The following is an 18,771-nucleotide window of genomic DNA, read 5'->3' on the forward strand; positions in this document are numbered from 1 at the left end:
GGCCGCAGCGCTTGCCGCACGCGGGAATTAAGCTGAACGGATACCGTCTGAACAGGATTAAAACGGTTACGTATGGCATTTTATCTTTAATTCTCGTATAATACCAAAGAGGAGGTGAACCGGATGTCCGAAGTAGTAGAACGTGTAAAACGTATCGTCGTCGACCGACTGGGCGTAGACGAAGCGGAAGTCACGCTGGAAGCTTCCTTTAAAGATGACCTCGGCGCTGACTCTCTTGACGTCGTAGAATTGGTCATGGAGCTGGAAGACGAGTTTGATATGGAGATCTCTGATGAAGATGCAGAGAAAATCACTACAGTGGGAGAAGTTGTTAATTACATACAATCTCTTAACTAAGTAAGCCGGGGGTCCCGTTGAATAAACGGGACTTCTCTCCATATGAACGACTGTTCAGGCTGTAAATCCAAGCGCGACAATGAATGTATGAACTGAGCTTTAACGCTTTTTATATAAATAGAAATAATAATTATGTATGGCATTAAGTGCGAATTAAAGATCATGATGTTATATTTTGAGGTGAATGAAATGAAAAAGAGAGTTGTCGTAACCGGCATGGGGGTCATGACCTCGCTCGGATCGGAATTGGAGCAATTCTGGGGCAATTTGCTGGAAGGGAAATCGGGCGTATCTAACATCGAAGCGTTTGACGTTTCCGAGTATCCGACGCAAATTGCAGCTGAAATTAAAAACTTCAATCCTGAAGATTTTCAATTGGATAAGAAAGAAGCTCGCCGGATGGATCGTTTCGTCCAATTTGCTTCTGTAGCAAGCTTGTCGGCGATTAAAGATTCCGGCATCGTTATCGGCGAGAACGTTGACGCTGAGCGCGTCGGCGTAATGATCGGTTCCGGCATCGGCGGTCTGGGCACATGGGAAGATCAACATAATATTCTTCTTGAAAAAGGCCCTAAACGCGTCAGTCCATTTTTTATTCCGATGATGATCGCGAACATGGGCTCGGGACAAGTGTCGATTCTGACCGGCGCAAAAGGTCCGAACAGTACAGCTGTTACCGCTTGCGCGACCGGAACGCATTCGATTGGCGATTCATACAAATTGATCCAACGCGGCGAAGCTGACGTTATGATTTGCGGCGGCGCGGAAGCAACAATTCGCCCTACCGGCCTGGCCGGCTTCTGCTCGATGCGGGCAATGTCGGTTCGAAACGATGAGCCGCAAAGAGCGAGCCGTCCGTTCGATACGGACCGCGACGGATTTATTATGGGCGAAGGCGCTGGCGTTCTTATCCTTGAATCTTTGGAGCATGCGCAGCAGCGCGGCGCCCGCATTTATGCGGAAGTAATCGGTTACGGCATGAGCGGCGACGCTCATCATATGACGGAACCGGATCCGGAAGGCGCAGCACGCTGCATGGCGCGTGCGCTTAAAGACGCAGGCATTGAGCCGGAAGCGATCGATTACATTAACGCGCACGGCACGTCTACTCCGGTAGGCGACCGTTCGGAGACGAAAGCGATCAAGAAAGCGCTTGGCGACCATGCTTATAAAGTAGCGGTTAGCTCAACGAAGTCGATGACCGGACATTTGCTCGGCGCAGCAGGCGGCGTTGAAGCGGTTATTCTTGGCCTAACGCTGCAAAATGGCGTGATCGCTCCGACAATCAATCTTGAAAATCAAGATCCGGAATGCGATTTGGATTATGTGCCAAACAAGGCGCGTAAAGCCGACGTTCGCACGGCGCTGTCCAATTCGTTCGGCTTCGGCGGCCATAACGCAACGATCGTGATGAAAGTATATGAAGCGTGATAACTTCCATGAGCTCCAGTCCAGGCTGGAGCTCAAATTTAAACAGCTGAAATTGTTGAAGCAAGCTTTCACGCATACTTCGTATGTCAATGAGCATAAGCACAGCTCGATTGAGCATAACGAACGCCTAGAGTTTCTCGGCGACGCGGTGCTTCAGCTTCTTGTTTCACAATATTTGTTCACGGCTTATCCTCAGCGTCCGGAAGGCGAATTGACCCGAATGAGAGCTTCGGTTGTTTGCGAGCCATCGCTTGCGCAATTTGCGGAGCGGCTTGATCTCGGATCGCATGTCATGCTTGGCAGGGGCGAAGAGCAGCTTGGCGGGCGCCAACGTCCTGCTCTGCTTGCCGATTTGTTCGAGGCATTCGTCGGCGCCATCTATTTGGATGCCGGGATTGATCGGACGCGCGAATTTTTGGAAGCGCATATGTTTCCTTTTATCGAATCGAACGACTATGGCTTGCTCGTCAAAGATTTCAAGTCGAAGCTGCAGGAGCGGGCGCAGCATAACGGCCTTGGACCGGTTGAATACCGTATAACCGAAGAACGCGGCCCTGCGCATGATCGCGAATTTGTCGTTGAAGTATATCTTGGAGATACGCCTTACGGCAGCGGAGCAGGCCGTACGAAAAAGGAAGCGGAGCAACGGGCGGCATCGCAAGCTTGGCAATCGTTGTCAGCGGAATAGTGGATCCTGATGTCACGGGTTCGTCTCGGATGTGTCGAAGGTGCGGCACATGCGAAATGAACCCGTTTTTCGCATTCAGAAAGCGTTAAGCTTGTCTGAAAGAGGTTACGGAGCACGTACAGGTTGTGTTACAATGAGGGATGAGGTGAAAGCCAAATCATGTTCCTGAAACGGATCGAATTAGCTGGATTTAAATCGTTTGCCGACAAAACCGAAATGGAGTTTGTTACCGGCATAACGGCTGTTGTCGGACCGAACGGCAGCGGCAAAAGCAATATTTCTGACGGAATAAGGTGGGTGCTTGGCGAGCAAAGCGCCAAAAGCTTGCGCGGCGGAAAGATGGAAGACATAATTTTTGCCGGAAGCGATGCGAGAAAAGCGGTCAACTACGGTGAAGTGTCCTTGACGCTCGATAATGGGGACGGCGCGCTTCCGCTTGAGTACAATGAGGTCACTGTTACACGCCGCGTTCATCGAAGCGGCGACAGCGAATATATGATTAACAAACAGCCGTGCAGGCTGAAGGATATAACCGAGCTCTTCATGGATACGGGTATCGGCAAGGAAGCGTATTCGATTATCGGGCAAGGCCGGATCGAAGAAATTTTGAGTACGCGTTCCGAGGACCGCCGCGGCATTTTTGAAGAAGCATCCGGTATTGTTAAGTATAAGTCGCGTAAGCGCGAAGCGCAGAAGAAGCTTGAAGAGACGGAAACGAATCTGCTGCGCATTCACGATCTCGTGACGGAGCTTGACGATCAGGTCGGGCCGCTGCGCGAGCAATCGGCGAAGGCCATTCACTTCAAGCAGCTGAGAGAGCAGCTCAAGACGCAAGAGATTTCGATGTATGTGCATAATATCGAGAACGTACATAAATCTTGGGCGGAAGCCAATGAAAAGCTGAACCGGTTAAAGCGCGAGCAGCTTGAATTGTCCACCGTTGTCAGCAAGCATGATGCGCATCTGGAGAAGGATCGCCATGCGCTTCGCGAGCTGGAGGAGGAGCTCGACAGGCTGCATGAATCGATGCTTCAATTCAGCGAGGAATACGAGAAATGCGAAGGGTACGGCGAGGTGCTTAAAGAGCGCAAGCGCAACCTTGAGCAAAATAAGCGTCAGCTGGAAGAGACGATTGCCGCGCAAGACGAGCGAATCGGTGCCTTAACCAAGGAGGAAGCGGAATTTCGCGGCCGTGCCGCTGTGCTTGAGCTTCAATTGGCAGAGCTTAAAGTTAAGCTTGCTGATGAAGAGTCCAACCTGCTTGGCGTAGCCGGCGGCACAAGCGTTGACGCGGAAGAATTGCTGAAAGGCGAATTGCTCGAAGTGCTGAGCACGATGTCGCAAATCCGCAACGAAATTCGTTATGCGTCGCAGCAGCAAGAAGCGGTTCAACGGCGAATGGAGCGGCTAACGGAGGAAGAAGCGAAATGGAACGAGCAGAACGATAAGCTGAAGGTACGACGGACAGAGCTGGATAAACAGCTGGAAGCGACTTTGAAAGCGATCGATGCTAACCGCACGAAATATATTGGCGAAGCGGAAAAATCGAAGGAAATTTCGCAATATATCGAAGATGGATTGGCTGCTATCCGCAAGTGGGAGCAGAAGCTCGATTCGCAAATATCTCGCCGCGATACGATGAAGGAAATGCAAGATGCCCTTGACGGGTTTATGCAAGGCGTTCGAGAGGTGCTAAAGGCGTCAAGACGCGCTTCCGGCGGCATTAGCGGCGTGCATGGCGCGGTTGCAGAGCTTGTCCGGGTTCCGGAGCGGCTGGAGACGGCCGTTGAGACGGCGCTAGGCGGCGCGATGCAGCATATTGTCATGGAAGATGAAAAATCGGCGCGGATTGCCATCGGCTTCTTGAAGCAGCGGCAGCTTGGACGCGCGACGTTCCTGCCGCTTGACGTTATTCGGGGCCGACAAGTTCCCGATCACGAGCGCAGAATGGCCGAAGGCGTCGAAGGCTTTGTTGGCGTCGCTGCCGATCTTGTATCCTGCGATCCGAAATATGAAGCCATTATCAATAACTTGCTCGGCAACGTTTTGCTTGCTGAAACGTTGGAGCAGGCCAACCGAATCGCATCGAAATGCCAATATCGATATCGGGTAGTGACGCTTGAAGGCGATGTCGTCAACGCAGGCGGCTCGATGACAGGCGGCAGCTTGCAGAAGAAGGGAGCAAGCTTGCTCGGCCGAGGCCGGCAAATTGAAGCGCTTGATAAAGAAATCGTTGAAGCGCAATCGATGATCGCTCAATTGAGAGACAAGTTAAGCGATTTGCGCAAAGAGCAGTCGATTCTGTCGCACAAAATGGAAGAGTTAAGAGCCGCTTCCGAGCAAAGTCGGATTGACGAGCAGCAAATTCGCGCTGAGCAGCAGCAGCTGCAAAACGAAGCCAAGCATCTCGGCGAGCAGGCGCAGCTGTTTACTTCCGATCGCAGCAGCCATCAGGCCGAGCAGCAGACGATGAAGCAATCGGCGGAAGAAGCGGAAGCGCGGCTGGTGGAGTTGACTGCCGAGGAAGCGCGTCTGCAGGAAGCGATCCGCCTCGCGGAAGAACGGCGCAAAGCGAGCGAGACGGCGAAGGAAGAGCTGCAGGGCCAGCTCACCGATTTGAAAATCGCCGTCGCCAAAACCGATCAGGAGAAGCTGAGCTTCGAGGATCAGGCTTCGCGCGTGCGCAGCGATATTGGACGAGCTAAGCAAGAGCTTGGCGGTTACCGTTCGCTGCTGGCGCAGCAAGAAGAAGAGCTGGCGCGCCACGGCCAAGAAACGGTCGAGCAAATCGAGCAGTTGAACGCTTTGCGCCTGAAGAAGCAGGAATGCGCGGAGCAGACTGATCTGAAACGTTCGGCCCGTGCAGATCGGACGCGTGAGCTTGAACAAGGCGAGAGCGAGACGAAGGAGCAGCGCGCTCAGCTGCGCAATGTCGAAGACCAGTTGCGGCAAACAGAAATCGCGGCTAACAGGCTTGACGTTGAGCTAGACAATCTGTTGCGAAAGCTGAGCGAGGAATACGAACTGAGCTTTGAGCTGGCAAAAGAGCGTTATCCGGTTCCGGAGGACGTTGTCGGCACGCAAAACGCGGTTCGCGATTTGAAACGGCAAATAACGGCGCTCGGCGATGTGAACTTAGGCGCAATTGACGAATATGAACGCGTGAAGGAACGTTTTGACTTCCTGACCGAGCAGAAGGATGATTTGGTTGAAGCCAAGACGACGCTTTATCAAGTAATTAAAGAGATGGATGACGAAATGTCGAAACGTTTCAAGACGACATTCGAAGCGATCCGCGGCCATTTTGTCGTCGTTTTTGCCAAACTGTTCGGCGGCGGTCGAGCGGATCTTGTCCTTGTTGAACCGGATCGCGTGCTCGATACCGGCATCGACATTGTTGCTCAACCACCGGGGAAAAAGCTGCAAAATCTGCAGCTGCTGTCCGGCGGCGAGCGCGCATTGACAGCAATTGCGCTGCTCTTTGCGATTCTGCAAGTGAAGCCCGTTCCATTCTGCGTCCTTGACGAGGTTGAAGCGGCGCTAGACGAAGCGAACGTTGCCCGCTTTGCCCAGTATTTGCGCGAGTTTTCCGGGCTTACGCAGTTTATCGTCGTTACGCATCGCAAAGGAACGATGGAAGAGGCGGACGTGCTGTACGGCGTCACGATGGAAGAGGGCGGAGTATCGAAGCTCGTCTCTGTCCGTCTTGAGGAGCAGGAAGAAGAAGAGGACGAGCCAGTAACGGCTTGATGTTCCAGCTCTAATTGGATAAATCCAATATAGGGCTGAGAAATGACTGCTTTGGGGCAAAGTTATTGGATAGATCCAATATAGAGCTGAGAAATGACTGGTTTGGGGCAAAGTTATTGGATAAATCCAATATAGAGCTGAGAAATGACAGCCTTTGGGCAAAGCAAAGTTATCGGATAAATCCAATATAGTGCCGGCGAACGGCGGTTTTGGAACGAAGAGTGAAGTTACGTTCATTTAGGAGGATAACAATCGAATGAGTTTTTTCAAAAAGCTTAAGGAAAGCATCGCTTCCAAGACGGAAGCGGTCACCAATATATTTAAAGAAGGTCTCACAAAGACGCGCACGGCCATCGTAGAGAAAGTCGAGGAGCTCATTACGAGACGAAAAAAAATCGACGAAGAGTTCTACGAGGAGCTGGAGGAAATTTTGATCGGCGCCGACGTAGGCGTCAATACGGTTATGCAGCTGATCGACGATTTGCGCGTTGAAGTGAAGAAGCAGAAGATCGAGAATGCGTCCGATTTGCAGCCTATCTTGTCTGAGAAGCTGGTCGGCTTGCTGAAAGGCGACAACAATCCGGGCTTGCAAATGTCGAAGAACGGCGGCATTACCGTCATTCTGTTCGTAGGCGTTAACGGCGTCGGTAAAACGACGACGATCGGCAAATTGGCGCATAAGTACAAGAGCGAAGGCAAAAGCGTGCTGCTTGCGGCAGGCGACACCTTCCGCGCGGGGGCGATCGAGCAGCTGGAAGTATGGGGCCAGCGCGTCGGAGTAGACGTCATTAAGCAATCGTCGGGCTCCGACCCGGCAGCCGTTATGTTTGACGCCGTTCAGGCGGCCAAGCAGCGCGGCGTTGATATTTTGCTGTGCGACACGGCAGGACGCCTCCAGAACAAGACGAACCTGATGGAGGAGCTGAACAAAATTTTCCGCGTCATTCAGCGGGAAATTCCCGATGCGCCGCATGAGGTGCTGCTCGTTCTTGATGCGACGACCGGCCAGAACGCATTGAGCCAAGCGAAGCTTTTCGGCGAGAAGAGCGGCGTTACCGGCCTCGTGCTGACCAAGCTTGACGGTACGGCTAAAGGCGGTATCGTCATCGCCATCCGCAATGAGCTGAACTTGCCGGTTAAGCTGGTCGGACTCGGCGAGAAAATGACCGATTTGCAAGAGTTTGACTCCGAGCAATTCGTACACGCTTTGTTCGCCGGGTTGATCCAACGCGAAACTGAAAATGCCTCTGAAGAGCAGTGATTAAGGTGACAAGGAGAAAAGCTTGACAGTGATGCGGGCCATCGTGTAATATAATATTCGTTGCGCAGGTGTAAAGGTTTTTGCCTTGACGGACTCGCAACGACGGGAAATCGCGATGGAGGGATAAAGGTGACACTTGCAAATCAAGAGCCAGATGCCCTTGCAAAAACGAACCGAATCAATTTGCTGTTCGATTTCTATGAGCCTTTGCTCACCGAGAAGCAGCGGACGTTTCTCAAATATTATTTTCACGACGATTACACGCTGGGCGAAATAGCCGCGGAATCCGGCATTAGCCGCCAAGCGGTGTACGAGCATGTAAAGCGTGCGGAGCAAGCGCTTGAGAGCTATGAAAGCAAGCTCCAGCTGCTTGCAAAGCATGAATCGCGGCAGAAGCTTGCAGCGGAGCTCGCGCAAAGCGTCGACGCGCTGCAAATCGGCGAAGCCGACAAACAGCAGCTGCTGGCTGCAATTGAACGTTTAACGATGACAGAATGAAGATGGGGTGATGGATCATGGCGGCATTTGAGAGCTTAACGAACCGATTGCAAAATGTGTTCGGCAAGCTGAGAGGCAAAGGAAAAGTAACCGAGGATGATATTAACGAAGCGATGCGCGAAGTACGGCTTGCGCTGCTCGAGGCCGACGTTAACTTTAAAGTCGTCAAAGATTTTATCGCCAAAGTGAAAGAGAAGGCTGTTGGTCTGGAAACATCGAAAAGCTTTACGCCAGGCATGGTCGTTATTGACATCGTCAATAAAGAATTGACGGAGCTGATGGGCGGCACGCAAAGCAAGCTTGCAAAAGCGAACAAGCCGCCTACCGTCATTATGATGGTCGGCTTGCAGGGCGCGGGTAAAACGACGACGACCGGCAAACTGGCGAGATTGCTGCAAAAGAGCAATAACAAGCCGTTGCTTGTTGCAGCCGACATTTATCGCCCTGCGGCGATCAAGCAGCTGCAAGTGCTCGGCGAGCAGATTGGCGCTCCGGTATTCTCGCTTGGCGATCAGACGTCGCCGGTTGAAATCGCGCGGGCTGGCTTGCAGCATGCCAAAGACAACGGCAATGATTATTTGATCGTCGATACGGCAGGACGGCTTCATATCGACGAAGCGCTGATGGAAGAGCTTAAGCAAATCCATGCGATTGTTAAGCCGGATGAAGTGCTGCTCGTAGTCGATGCAATGACAGGTCAAGATGCGGTTAACGTTGCGCAAAGCTTCCATGAGCAGCTCGACTTGACCGGCGTTGTGCTGACGAAGCTCGACGGCGATACGCGCGGCGGCGCAGCGCTGTCGGTAAAAGCAGTTACCGGCAAACCAATTAAGTTTGCGGCAATGGGCGAGAAGATCGATTCGCTCGAGCCGTTCCATCCGGACCGGATGGCATCGCGTATTCTCGGCATGGGCGACATGCTTTCCCTGATTGAGAAGGCGCAGCAGAACATCGATGCCGAGAAAGCTGCGGAGATGGAACGCAAAATGCGCAATGCCGAGTTTACGTTTGACGATTTTCTCGAGCAAATGGCGCAAGTCCGGAACCTTGGACCGCTCGATCAGCTGATGGATATGCTGCCGGGAATGAACAAGGTCAAAGGGCTCAAGGACATGAAGGTGGATGAGAAACAAATCGACCGCGTCGAGGCGATCGTCCGCTCCATGACCAAAGCTGAAAAGCAAAACCCGGAAATTTTGAACCATAGCCGACGTCGTCGGGTTGCGGCGGGCAGCGGTACTTCGGTAGCGGAGGTTAACCGTCTGATCAAGCAGTTCGACGACATGCGCAAAATGATGAAGCAGTTCTCGTCGATGATGGGCAAAGGCGGTCCTAAAGGGCTTAAAGGCTTGAAGGGCTTAATGGGCAAAGGTAAGAAATTTCCTTTTTAATGCATAACAACGGCAACAGCCGTTTACCTTTCGAAGGAGGTGAATTTCCATGGCAGTACGTATTCGTCTGAAACGCATTGGTGCTCATAAAGCTCCATTCTACCGCGTTGTCGTTTCCAACTCCCGTTCCCCGCGTGACGGTCGCTTTATCGAAGAAATCGGTACTTACAATCCAGTTGCACAACCGGCTCAAGTAACGATCGATGAAGAGAAAGCGTTGAAATGGCTGCAAACAGGAGCACAAGCTTCTGATACAGTTCGCGACTTGCTTTCCAAAGCAGGTGTCCTGAAAAAGTTCCATGAGCTTAAGCAACAGAAATAACTGTTGAACGGCGGAGGGCCTTGAGATGAAAGATTTGATTCTTGTCATAGCAAAGGCGTTAGTGGATCATCCTGAGGACGTACGCGTCAATGTGAAGGATGACGAACGAGGCACTGTATACGAATTGTCGGTACATGCCGACGATGTCGGGAAAATTATCGGCAAGCAGGGCCGCATTGCGAAAGCGATGCGTACCGTCGTAACATCCGCGGCCGTCAAATCACAGAAACGCGTTATCGTTGACATTATATCGTAATTGCATAAGAGAGAGGGTTAGGATCTTGATCCTAACCCTTTTTCAAAATATAAGCATTGAATTGTACGCAAAGGGCTGGTCATAGAAGATGAGCGCAAAATGGTATACAGTCGGCAAACTGGTCAACACGCACGGCTTGCGCGGCGAAGTGAAAATTATGCCGAGCACCGATTTCGCGGACGAGCGCTTCGCCGTTGGCAGTAAGCTGTCTCTTCAGGACGAACAGTCGGGCAAAGCGATTGAAATTGAAATTACGGCTGCTCGTGAGCATAAAGGAACCTACATTGCCAAGCTGAAAGGCTTTAACGACATCAATGAGGTAGAGAAGTACAAAGGCTGGTTGCTTAAAATTTCCGAAACAGAGCAGGCTGAGCTTGAGGATGGACAGTATTACTATCATCAAATAATCGGCTGCAAAGCGGTTACCGAGGATGGCGAGGAGCTTGGCGTCATTTCGGAAATTTTAAGCCCGGGCGCGAATCACGTATGGGTGGTTGATCGTGTTAAGCCGAAGGGCAAGCAAATTTTGCTGCCGGTAATCGACGATGTTATCCTCGATGTAGACGTGGCCGAGAAGGTCGTTACGGTTCGTTTGCTGGAAGGGCTGATTTAACAAAATGAAAATTGATGTGTTAACGCTGTTTCCGGAAATGTTTCAAGGCGTTTTTAGCGCCAGCATTCTCGGTAAAGCGAATGAAAAAGGAATTGTATCGCTGAATGCAGTTAATTTTCGCGAGTATGCGAACAATAAGCATAATACGGTTGACGACTACCCGTATGGCGGCGGCGGAGGAATGGTGCTGAAACCCGAACCGGTATTCGCGGCTGTAGAAGAGCTTGTTCATGCAAGCGGGAATAGCGGCAATAAACCAAGGGTCATTCTGATGTGCCCGCAAGGCGAATCCTTCACGCAAAAAAAAGCGGAGGAGCTGTCCAAAGAGGAGCATCTTGTTCTTATTTGCGGTCATTACGAAGGCTACGATGAACGGATTCGTGAATATCTGGTCACGGATGAGCTGTCCATCGGCGATTATGTGCTGACAGGCGGCGAAATTCCGGCGATGACTGTTATTGACAGCGTCGTTCGGCTTCTGCCGGGGGTGCTTGGCAATGAGACTTCCGCAGTTACTGACTCATACAGCACCGGATTGCTGGAATACCCGCATTACACACGGCCTGCCGTGTTTCGTGACTGGGAAGTGCCTGAAGTGCTGTTGTCGGGCCATCATAGCCGCATTGAGGGTTGGAGACGCGAGCAATCGCTTCTGCGAACGCTGCGCCGCCGCCCGGACTTGCTTGAGTCTGCCGAGTTGACCGCGAAAGAGCGGCAATGGCTTGAAACGATAAAAAAGGAATAACAAAGGGACCGGTTTGACCGCGCAGTCGAAGAGACGATTGGCGGGTGAACGGTCCCTTTATATTTTTTATGCGAATTATGGCTTGTAGAAATTTTGGGTATAATAAATACGGTAAGTACCGCCAAAAACAACGCCTGTGCCCAGTTTGGTCATTTTTGCGTGCAAAATGTTGCTGCGGTGGCTGGCGGAATTCATCCAGGCGAAATGAGCGTAAATGCTGTTCGTATGGCCTGCAGCTATATTTTCCGCGGCATAATGGTATGAAATGCCTTCGTCCTCCAATCGGTCGAACGGTGAACGGCCGTCAGGATCGGTATGGGAGAAGTAGCTTCTGTCAACCATGTCCTTGCTGTGTGCCCGGGCCGCTGCTGCCGCCTTGGTGTCCCAAGACAAAAGGTCAATTCCGCGTCTTTTGCGTTCGGCATTGGTTAAATCCATTATTTGCTTCTCGTAGCTGCTCTGGAGCGCGGTTTGATTGGCAACGCTCGTTTGGGACAAGGATGACGGTCTCATCTGCAAAATGCCGATGATGCGATCCGAATTATTGCGATCAATGAACAGCGTCGTCGCTATTCCGTCCTTATCGTAAGTGTAATAATCATTCGTCTCTGTACCGTTTATGCCGCTTAACGCCTTTCGCGCTTCAGAGAGCGTTACGCCCATATATACATTTTCGCTTGCTTGCCATTGCTTGACGGCGTTTGTGAACAGCCCGACTACTTTATTGTTGCGAATGCCGTACATCGCAAATGAATCATAATTGGCATTATAGACCTGCCATGTAAAATCGCCGTCTGCAGCATCGCTTCGCGAAGCTTTTCCGAGCAGAAAAGACAGCTTATCTGCAGAATCGCCGATTGCAATGCCGTTCAGCAACGAAGAGTCATTCGATTCGGAGGAGAGCTTGTTGGCGGACAGCACTGACGTATGCTCTTTGATTCGATAAATAAAGGTGAGCGCTTCTGCCCTGGTCAATTGTCCTTCGGCATAAAAGCCTTGAACCGTAGGCGCGGTGCGTCCGTTCGTAATCTCTTCGTCAAGCAGCCATTGTATCGCGCCTGTCTCGGACAGCGCTTTGCCTGTAGCTGCGGTTGCGAGAAGTCGCGCGGCCTCTCCGCGACGGAATACGCCGCTGTTAATGTCAAACACAAGCGGCCAGCCATGCTGGCGGGCGTAGCTGTAATAAGGCTTGTACCAAAGCTCGCCAGTCTGGGCTTGTCCCGCCAAGCCGTAGGCGCGCAGAAGCAGAGCTAAATATTCAGCTTCGTTAATCGCGCGGTCAGGACGGAAGGTGCCGTCATCGTAGCCTGTTACTAATCTCTCGTTAATGGCCCAATCAATATATTCTGAGGCCCAGTGGCCCCGCATATCAGAAAACAATACGATTGAGGCTGTATCGACTGGTGCGGAGAACTCGCTGATTGTAGCGGATGCTTGAACTGGCGGGCTTACCGGAATAGCGGCTGACGATGCGACGAGTAAGGAAAGAGCAGCGATTGCGCTCGATTTTGCCATTCGTGAACGATAAAACAAAGATGACATCCTCTCTAGTTCTTGGTTTATTTTAGTATACAATAGAGTTCGGCTGCCCTGCCAATTTTCATGCCATGAAAAACAGGTTGTATTTATCCTCGCGATATGATAAAATTTCAAATGTTGTTTGTAATATTCGGGCGGTCCGCTAATAGCAGTGATTCTGTTCAGTGGAACAAGGGAGCTATTAAGAACGTCTATGGTGGAAGGAGTGAATCCAAGATGAATCTCGTACAAGCGATTACGCAAGAGCAGCTTCGCAAAGACCTTCCTAACTTTCGTCCCGGTGACACGTTGAAAGTTCACGTTAAAGTTATCGAGGGATCCCGCGAGCGGATCCAGCTTTTCGAAGGCGTCGTTATTAAACGTCGCGGCGGAGGCATCAGCGAAACGTTTACAGTGCGCAAAATTTCCTACGGTGTTGGCGTGGAAAGAACTTTCCCGCTGCACTCGCCTAAACTCGAAAAAATCGAAGTGGCACGCCGTGGTAAAGTACGTCGCGCGAAACTGTATTACCTTCGCAACCTGCGCGGTAAAGCTGCAAGAATTAAAGAAATTCGCTAAGATTGAACGACAAGAGGGGCTTGCGCAAACAAGCCCCTTTTCGTTATTTTCAATGACCGATTCTCACTGCCCATTGCCTTAAATATGGATTACAGACGAAGGAAGGCGTAAAGAATGAACCCAGAGCAGCGAAATACAGAAGTTGAGGCGTCAAATACGCCAGCATCGGAAACTACGGAGACAACGAACGGAAACGCGGCCAAGGGTACGGGCGGACGCGCCTATAAGGAAATCGTCGAATGGATCAAAGCGCTCGCAATTGCGATCATTCTCGTCTTCGTTATTAGGCAGTTTTTGTTCTCGCCGTTCATTGTCGAGGGCCCTTCTATGGAGCCGAATTTTGTGACGGGCGAGCGAGTGATTGTCAACAAATTGCTTTTTAATATACGGGAGCCGAAGCATGGCGAGGTTGTCGTATTCCACGTGCCGGACCAAGGACGCGATTTCATTAAACGGGTAATCGCGCTGCCAGGCGAGACGATCCGCGTTGACGGTGACGATGTGTTTGTTAACGATCAGAAAATTGAGGAACCTTATATTAAGGAAGCCATTGAGGCAGCTCATGCCGAGGGGCGTCTGTATAACGAAGAGAATAACAATTCCAACTATCCGAACGAATTGAATACGGAAGTAACCGTGCCGGAAGGCTACATATTCGCGATGGGCGACCATCGCAACAATAGCCAAGACAGCCGCCAAATCGGGTTTATATCCGAGAAGGAATTGATCGGACGAGCTGACGTTATTTTTTGGCCGGTAAACAAATTAAGCTTTATCAAGCACGACTACAACTAATCAATGAATAATGCTTCAAGCGGTATGGCGAAGGCGAAGAGGTGAAATGAGAAAATGACCATTCAATGGTTTCCCGGTCACATGACTCGGGCCAAGAGGCAAATACAGGATAAACTTAAGCTGATCGACATTGCCATTGAGCTGTTGGATGCGCGCGTTCCGCTGTCTAGCCGAAATCCTATGGTAGATGAAATATTAGGCGGCAAGCCTAGATTGATCGTATTGAATAAATCCGATTTGGCGGATCCAAAGATTACTGAGCAATGGATTGCGTATTTCAAATACGAAGGCCATGAAGTGATTTCGGTCGATTCGTCGACAGGAACGCGGGTATCGGAAATTCCGGTAATGGCGAGACATATTTTGCGTGAAAAGATTGAACGCCAGCTTTCAAAAGGAATCAATCCGAGAGCGGTGCGCGGTTTGATCGTAGGCATTCCAAACGTCGGCAAATCGACGCTTATTAACCGGCTTGCCGGCCGGAATATTGCGATTACAGGCGATCGTCCAGGCGTGACCAAAGGCCAGCAATGGATTAAGGTCGGCACGGAGATGGAGCTTCTCGATACACCGGGCATTTTGTGGCCGAAGTTCGAGGATATGCTTGTCGGTTACCGGCTTGCAATGACAGGCGCGATTAAAGAGCAAGTGTTGAACATCGAAGATATCGCTTTTTTCGCCGTTCGCGATTTGGCAGACCGTTATTGGCCGGCTTTAAAGGAAAGGTTCGAGCTCGATAAGCCGCCTGCGGATTTGGAGGACGCCGACGAAATTGTCCGTCTGATGGAAGAGATCGGTCGTCGCAGAGGCTGTCTGCTGGGCGGAGGAAGAGTAGATCTGGAGAAAACATCGGGCATCATTTTGCGCGAGCTGCGGGCCGGGAAGCTTGGCCGCATCACGTATGAAACGCCGTATCCGGCTGAGACTCGCTCGGGAGAGCCAAACGGAGAGCGCAGCAGAGAGTAGCATGCAGGCGGCGTTCGGTTAAAACGTAAGACAACACGCAGCTGCACAATTGGGGAAAATGGGGAAAAAGATATGCTGGAGTATGAGCAAAGGCTATGGTCGGAAGGCTATTCCGCCATTGCTGGCGTTGACGAAGTGGGGCGCGGCTGCTTGTTTGGCGACGTCGTGGCAGCTGCTGTAATTTTACCCCCGCATGTGACGCTGGAGGGAGTTAATGACTCCAAGAAGCTGTCGGAGAAAAAACGCGAGCAGCTTTATGATGTTATCACCCGCGAGAGCGTCGCTTGGGCGGCAGCGCGAGTTGATTCGGTGACGATTGACCGTATCAACATTAAGCAGGCTTCGCGGCTGGCAATGAAGCTTGCGGTTGAGGCACTCCAGACGAAAGCGGATTATTTGCTGGTTGACGCTGAAAAGGTTGACGCTCCTCAGCCCCAGATGGCTATCATCAAAGGGGATGCGACGAGCCAATCGATCGCCGCGGCGTCGATTATTGCGAAAGTGACGCGAGACCGGTTATGTGTCGGGGAATGGGAGCAGCTATATCCGGAATATGGCATCGCGATACATAAGGGTTATGCGACTAAGCTGCATCGGGAACGGTTGATCACATATGGCGCAAGTCCGCTGCATCGGCGAAGTTTTCTCGGTAAAATAGTGATGGAACAGCAGGAGCTGCTGTTCTGATTGCAAAGGGAGCAAGCGATTCTGTTACGGATCGCTTGCTCTTTTTTGCATCACGAAGAATAGCCAAACTGCTCCTTCACTGATCCCTCAAAATAACCGATAATAGAAATAATAGTAACGCGGAACGAGAGCGGGAGTTGATATAGATGAATATCAGCCAAATGATGAGAGGCTTGCTCGGAGAAACAACTCCGGGCGAAACTCGGGCTATGGAGCTGAAAGCCGGACAGGTGGTGCGCGGCGTCGTCGTTCAAGTGATGGAAAATAACGAAGCGGTTGTGCAAATTAACGGCGTACAGGTCAAAGCGCAGCTTGAAGCGCCGCTGCAGCAGGGACAAGCCGCTATGCTCCAGGTACAGCCGCAATCGGACAGCAGCTTAATTGTTCTGAAGCCGGTCGATCCGAGCGTTGCAGGCTCGCCGGAAAGCGAGCTGAAAGATTTAGCGAAGCTGCTCGGCCTTCCGGAACAAAAGTGGGCGATTGAGCTGGTTAAGGAGCTGCGGCGAGAGGGGTATACGATAAACCGTGAAGCGGCTCGTCTGTTTATGGAAGCCGCTGCGGCGATGCCAAAGGGCGCGGATGCCGAGCAGTGGATGCAGGCGGCAGCTGCGGCGTTCAAGCGGGGCCTGCCAATGACGGCTGGCACGGTGAGCGGGCTGCTGCAGGTGAAGTTCGGGCGCCCTGCGCACGAGCTTCTTGAGTTGCTGCAGCAGCAGTTGGCGGATGTAACCGCAAACGGCAGCAGCGATGCGGACGCGCCGGGAACGGCGAATGCGGCGGCTGAAAAGCGGCTGCCGCAGTTGGCGGCTCGTCTGCAAGCGATGTTAAGCGGCGGCGCTGATCTTATGCGAGTCGTTGCGGACGGAGCGGAGCATATGGCTGGCCGCGCAGCGGCACGCGAGAGCGGCTTGCCAGCGAATGCAGGGTTAAAGCTAGAAGGTCAAGCTGCAGGAAATGCAGCTCCTGGAGCAGCGGCAGAATCAGCCAGCCGCATTTCTGCGGCGAGCAATGGCGCCAATAAGGGTATGACAAACCTCGTTAACGGCGCTTCACTCGAGGTGTCGGGGGAGACTGAGGCTCAAGCCGCGAATTCAGCTAAGCGTGCTGAAGCCGAAGCCTCTCCGCCGCGGAATGCCATGTTGAATGCGGCGGCAGGAGGCTCGGACGCTTCAGAACATGATGCTGGCATTGCGACTGCCCGTCAAGCAGCGTTGACGCCAACGGGCGGCGCAGCTGCTTCGAACTGGCTCGGCCAGATGATGAAATGGATGGGGGTCGACTATGAGAATCAGCTGTTAAAGCAATTGCCTTCGAATAGTCCAGCTTCTGCGCCTGCAGCTGCAGCGATACCGGCAAACCCGGCTGAACAGCCGCAATCGACGGTTCCGAATAACGTAGGCAGGCAAATCGATGCTGAAGTCCCAGTCCGCGGCGGCGCGGAGCTAGCAACGGTTAAACCGGATGCTCCGCAGACGACCGCGCATGTCTCCACTGTTGCAATGCAGCAATCGGCACATGAACGAGCAGCGGAGGTCAATAAGCTGCCGCAAGCAGCGGGCATGGAATTGGAGCGGCTTGCCGCAAGCGGAGAGCTGCTGCACAATGACACAAAAGTTGCGTCGCATGATTCGTTGAAAAGCTTGCTTCTCGCCGTTGCCGCTTCAGATGATGCGCCGGCGGCGCTGCGTGATACCGCTCAGCAGTTGGTACAGCAAATTACCGGTCAGCAATTGATGCTGACACCAGAGCGTAATGGCGATCTGTTCTCGCACATGACGATGTACATTCCGTTAAACGGACCGGACGGAAACCAGACCGCTTCCGTGCAAATTCAGACGAGACGCGGCCGCAAAGGGGAATTGGATGCGGAAAATTGCCGCCTGCTCTTTCATTTATCCATGCGCAATCTGGGCGAAACGATCGTTGACGTTAACGTGACGGACAAAATTGTCAGTCTAACCATATGGAATGATCACCCGGCAATTGGCGCGTTGACGGAAGCCTCGCGCTCCGAAGTGGCGGAAAGCTTGGGTAAATCCGGCTATCAATTGCTTTCCTTGCGCACAACGCCAACCTTTAAAGGAGAGTCCGCAGGAGAGTTGGAGAAGAATGCGGCGGCGGAGCCTTCGACGCTAGCTTCCGGGCGTTATAAAGGAGTCGACTTTCGCATATGACGAATGCCAATCGCAATGAAAAGAATAAACCGACCCCGATCCGCAAAGCGGTCGCGCTTAAATATGATCCGGGTGACAATGCGGCGCCGGTTGTCGTAGCGAAAGGGAAAGGCCACTTAGCGGAACGTATAGTCGGCGCAGCGCAGGACAACGGCGTGCCCATTCAAGAGGACGCTTCGTTGGTGGAGGTGCTTTCCAAGCTGGATATAGATCAGACGATTCCTCCTGAGCTTTATACGCTAGTAGCTGAAATACTAAGCTTCGTCTATCGTTCGGATCGTAAAGCGAGGGAATGGAATGAAGGATGATTCGATCCGCCGTCGCGATGCTGCGCCAACTGGAAGGGCTGACGGCCGGAAACGAACGGGAAAGCTCGGAGAAGATGCCGCTTGCGCTCACTTGGAGGCTGCCGGACTGACAATCGTCGAACGCAATTGGCGCTGCCGCATCGGAGAAATTGATATTATTGCGAGTCGCGAAGGAATATTGCATTTTATTGAGGTCCGCACCCGAAGAGCAGGCGGACGATTCGGCACGGCGGCCGAATCGGTAGACCGGCGCAAACAGAGCAAAGTAACCGCGGCGGCGCAATTTTATTTGCGTCAGGCCGGGGTAATACAATGCCGATTTGATGTTGTTGCTATTACGCTTGACAGTCAGGATGCAATCGTCGAGCTTAACTATTTGGAATCTGCATTTTAATAGAAGCAAGCCGCGGACGGATGCGTCGATCCCGCGGC

Annotated in this window: 19 protein-coding genes; 18 read left to right on the forward strand and 1 reads right to left on the reverse strand. The window is 52.1% G+C overall.

Annotated elements, in window-relative coordinates; translation table 11 throughout:
- Window positions 1–123 precede the first annotated feature (123 nt).
- From acpP to trmD, 11 genes are all read left to right on the forward strand, one after another.
- Window positions 124–357 (forward strand): acyl carrier protein, encoded by a 234-nt coding sequence (gene acpP, locus GOM71_RS10325; RefSeq protein WP_042160396.1) that lies wholly within the window; start codon window positions 124–126, stop codon window positions 355–357.
- 189 nt (window positions 358–546) lie between these two features.
- On the forward strand, window positions 547–1,788 hold the full coding sequence (gene fabF, locus GOM71_RS10330; protein WP_156280647.1) for a beta-ketoacyl-ACP synthase II: 1,242 nt from the start codon (window positions 547–549) through the stop codon (window positions 1,786–1,788).
- Window positions 1,778–2,476: a ribonuclease III gene (gene rnc / locus GOM71_RS10335; protein WP_156280649.1), complete on the forward strand. Its 699-nt coding sequence runs from the start codon at window positions 1,778–1,780 to the stop codon at window positions 2,474–2,476. The genes fabF and rnc overlap by 11 nt, the downstream gene beginning before the upstream one ends.
- A 159-nt stretch (window positions 2,477–2,635) precedes the next feature.
- Window positions 2,636–6,226, forward strand: coding sequence for a chromosome segregation protein SMC (smc, locus tag GOM71_RS10340; RefSeq protein WP_156280653.1), 3,591 nt, complete (start codon window positions 2,636–2,638; stop codon window positions 6,224–6,226).
- A 256-nt stretch (window positions 6,227–6,482) separates the two neighbouring features.
- Entirely contained in the window at window positions 6,483–7,487 is a 1,005-nt protein-coding gene (gene ftsY, locus GOM71_RS10345) for a signal recognition particle-docking protein FtsY (RefSeq protein WP_156280655.1), read from the forward strand.
- 129 nt (window positions 7,488–7,616) lie between these two features.
- Entirely contained in the window at window positions 7,617–7,985 is a 369-nt protein-coding gene (ylxM, locus tag GOM71_RS10350) for a YlxM family DNA-binding protein (RefSeq protein WP_367649545.1), read from the forward strand.
- A 17-nt stretch (window positions 7,986–8,002) separates the two neighbouring features.
- A complete protein-coding gene (gene ffh / locus GOM71_RS10355; protein ID WP_156280659.1) occupies window positions 8,003–9,376 on the forward strand; it encodes a signal recognition particle protein in 1,374 nt (457 codons plus the stop codon).
- A 49-nt stretch (window positions 9,377–9,425) separates the two neighbouring features.
- Window positions 9,426–9,698 carry a 30S ribosomal protein S16 gene (gene rpsP / locus GOM71_RS10360; RefSeq protein ID WP_042160406.1) on the forward strand — a complete coding sequence of 91 codons (273 nt, stop codon included), beginning with the start codon at window positions 9,426–9,428 and terminating at the stop codon, window positions 9,696–9,698.
- 25 nt (window positions 9,699–9,723) lie between these two features.
- On the forward strand, window positions 9,724–9,954 hold the full coding sequence (locus GOM71_RS10365) for a KH domain-containing protein (RefSeq protein WP_156280661.1): 231 nt from the start codon (window positions 9,724–9,726) through the stop codon (window positions 9,952–9,954).
- Window positions 9,955–10,042: 88 nt separating this feature from the next.
- Complete coding sequence (rimM, locus tag GOM71_RS10370) at window positions 10,043–10,567, forward strand: ribosome maturation factor RimM (RefSeq protein WP_156280663.1); 525 nt, start codon at window positions 10,043–10,045, stop codon at window positions 10,565–10,567.
- A 4-nt stretch (window positions 10,568–10,571) separates the two neighbouring features.
- Window positions 10,572–11,312 carry a tRNA (guanosine(37)-N1)-methyltransferase TrmD gene (gene trmD / locus GOM71_RS10375; protein ID WP_156280665.1) on the forward strand — a complete coding sequence of 247 codons (741 nt, stop codon included), beginning with the start codon at window positions 10,572–10,574 and terminating at the stop codon, window positions 11,310–11,312.
- Between the two features lie 75 nt (window positions 11,313–11,387).
- On the opposite strand, the gene GOM71_RS10380 is transcribed toward trmD, so the two are convergent.
- A complete protein-coding gene (locus tag GOM71_RS10380) occupies window positions 11,388–12,827 on the reverse strand; it encodes a CAP domain-containing protein (RefSeq protein WP_173275480.1) in 1,440 nt (479 codons plus the stop codon).
- 240 nt (window positions 12,828–13,067) lie between these two features.
- Here GOM71_RS10380 and rplS point away from each other — a divergent pair, with 240 nt between their 5' ends.
- The 7 genes from rplS to GOM71_RS10415 all read left to right on the forward strand — a co-directional run bounded on the left by rplS (window position 13,068) and on the right by GOM71_RS10415 (window position 18,733).
- A complete protein-coding gene (gene rplS / locus GOM71_RS10385) occupies window positions 13,068–13,409 on the forward strand; it encodes a 50S ribosomal protein L19 (protein ID WP_156280669.1) in 342 nt (113 codons plus the stop codon).
- Window positions 13,410–13,523: 114 nt separating this feature from the next.
- Window positions 13,524–14,204, forward strand: a complete 681-nt coding sequence (gene lepB / locus GOM71_RS10390) for a signal peptidase I (protein WP_156280671.1) — start codon at window positions 13,524–13,526, stop codon at window positions 14,202–14,204.
- Window positions 14,205–14,258: 54 nt separating this feature from the next.
- Window positions 14,259–15,170: a ribosome biogenesis GTPase YlqF gene (gene ylqF / locus GOM71_RS10395; protein WP_156280673.1), complete on the forward strand. Its 912-nt coding sequence runs from the start codon at window positions 14,259–14,261 to the stop codon at window positions 15,168–15,170.
- Window positions 15,171–15,242: 72 nt separating this feature from the next.
- Entirely contained in the window at window positions 15,243–15,857 is a 615-nt protein-coding gene (locus GOM71_RS10400; protein WP_156280675.1) for a ribonuclease HII, read from the forward strand.
- Between the two features lie 146 nt (window positions 15,858–16,003).
- Window positions 16,004–18,031, forward strand: a complete 2,028-nt coding sequence (locus GOM71_RS10405) for a hypothetical protein (RefSeq protein WP_156280677.1) — start codon at window positions 16,004–16,006, stop codon at window positions 18,029–18,031.
- Complete coding sequence (locus GOM71_RS10410; protein ID WP_156280679.1) at window positions 18,028–18,339, forward strand: EscU/YscU/HrcU family type III secretion system export apparatus switch protein; 312 nt, start codon at window positions 18,028–18,030, stop codon at window positions 18,337–18,339. The genes GOM71_RS10405 and GOM71_RS10410 overlap by 4 nt, the downstream gene beginning before the upstream one ends.
- Window positions 18,329–18,733, forward strand: coding sequence for a YraN family protein (locus GOM71_RS10415; protein WP_156280681.1), 405 nt, complete (start codon window positions 18,329–18,331; stop codon window positions 18,731–18,733). Before GOM71_RS10410 ends, GOM71_RS10415 begins: the two co-directional genes overlap by 11 nt.
- The last annotated feature ends 38 nt before the right edge of the window (window positions 18,734–18,771 follow it).

The sequence above is a fragment of the Paenibacillus sp. NEAU-GSW1 genome (assembly GCF_009737085.1).
Lineage (GTDB): Bacteria > Bacillota > Bacilli > Paenibacillales > Paenibacillaceae > Pristimantibacillus.